Here is a 1,662-nt window from a genome sequence, read left to right as displayed (position 1 = left end):
ATGACCTGAAAAACAAGCCCTCAAACAAACAACGTCCCACTTGTGTACCTATTTTGATACCTGTATTTGCATCTGCAGTATCTGCGGGTGCATTACAATCTAAAGTAACTTTTAAATCCATATTAAGATTCATAATTTTACTATTGTAGTTGTTTGATATTTTAAAAATGGCTTCTAAAGTGGTGCTTGCTGGTTTGAAAACTGTACGAGCACCAGAGCCTTCTATTGTGATGCCGTTTAAGCCGCTTAAATCTATTGGCTGACTCACAACATATAAGCCTTCTTGAAAATAGAATTTTCTGAAACCACGGGCGTAGGCATTGGCAATAATTGTAGAATAATTTTCGGTGTTTGTGGTTGCCAAAAAACTATTATTAAGATTTCCTTCTATAACATCAGTGTTGTTTGCTGTGCTACCAGCAGGAGGTCTAATGGGAATAGGCGTGTAAGGATAGCAAGTGCTGTTTTGTTGTTGGGAAGTACCTGTTGAAATTGTACTACCTATTGTATAAACAGTTTTTATGGACTGACTGTTTGCCAAATTGTTTATTACTATACAAAATAGAAGTAATAAAATTGAATTGATTTTTCTCATATTTATTAAAATTAAAGGGTTTAAAAATTAATTAGTCCAGACTTGGTTTCCTTGATTAATAAGTGATTGTTTATCTATTATGCCTTGACCAGTAGGTGCTACTTCTTGTGTTAAATCAATTAACTTACCATTAATTGGCTGTATATTTAAAAACTTATTTAGAATTGAATTTACACCATTTGAGGTTAATCCATTTTTAGAGGTGTAACTTTTACAACTATTTAATAAAGGTGCATTAAAATTGATGCTATTTGGCATTAAATAGTGCTTATTAATGTATATAGTATTACAATTTGTTAAAATAGGTAAATTTATTGTGCCAATATAACCAATACAATTAAAAGTATCGACTGAGGAAAGTAAAGGGAAATTAAAAACAATTGGATTTACAGGAGCATAACTAGTATTGGTGGCACACGTAATACCAATCGCTTGTTTAAGATTTGGAATAGTAATTTGAGCACTATAAGACTCTATACGAAGACCTGCATTGTTTAAAAATTCTAATGAGTTTATACTAATGGATGCAATGTGACCACCAAAACCAATTCCAGTATGAGAAAGGTCAAAATAATTGTTTTTATTTACATCTTTTAAACTGTTACATATAAATGTATGGTTATAATTTAAAGCATCAAAACCCCAATTACCACTACAAGAAAGAGATTGTCTTACAGCTACTAAATCTTTAATTTCAATTATAGAATTTATTTTTTCTACAGCTGTAAAACCACATGTAATTGAATTAAGCTCTGTAATTCCTTCAACCAAAATAGATTCAGTATTTTTACCACCAAAAAGAGAAATACTACAATAAGGCATTACTCCATGGCCTTTAATTTTTATGGTTTTTAAATTGTCATATTTACCATTAAATTGAATTAGTTTTATATTTGTTGGAATATCTAATTCAATACTATTAATATTTGGTGATGTTGTACCTTCTTGTAAACTCCCAATATAAATATTTTCAGTAATTGAGCCTACTTCGGCTTTTAGTTTTGCGGCACATTCGGCATCGGTAAGGTTACCTTCAATATACACGTTTGTTTTGCCTATGTTTTCTG

At 30.7% G+C, this 1,662-nt stretch carries 1 protein-coding gene and 1 pseudogene; both read right to left on the bottom strand.

The window, feature by feature from the left end; translation table 11 throughout:
- Positions 1-595 (bottom strand): hypothetical protein (locus B0A58_RS02500; RefSeq protein ID WP_133063058.1); only part of this gene is annotated, 595 nt, incomplete at its 3' end.
- A 27-nt stretch (positions 596-622) separates the two neighbouring features.
- Positions 623-1,662 (bottom strand): annotated as a pseudogene (locus B0A58_RS16360) (hypothetical protein); the annotation flags it as partial.

Origin of the sequence: Flavobacterium branchiophilum NBRC 15030 = ATCC 35035 (assembly GCF_002217205.1) — a bacterium.
In the GTDB taxonomy this organism is placed as follows: domain Bacteria; phylum Bacteroidota; class Bacteroidia; order Flavobacteriales; family Flavobacteriaceae; genus Flavobacterium; species Flavobacterium branchiophilum.
The sequence above is the reverse complement of the archived record's forward strand: the minus strand, read 5'-3'. Positions and strand labels throughout refer to the sequence as shown.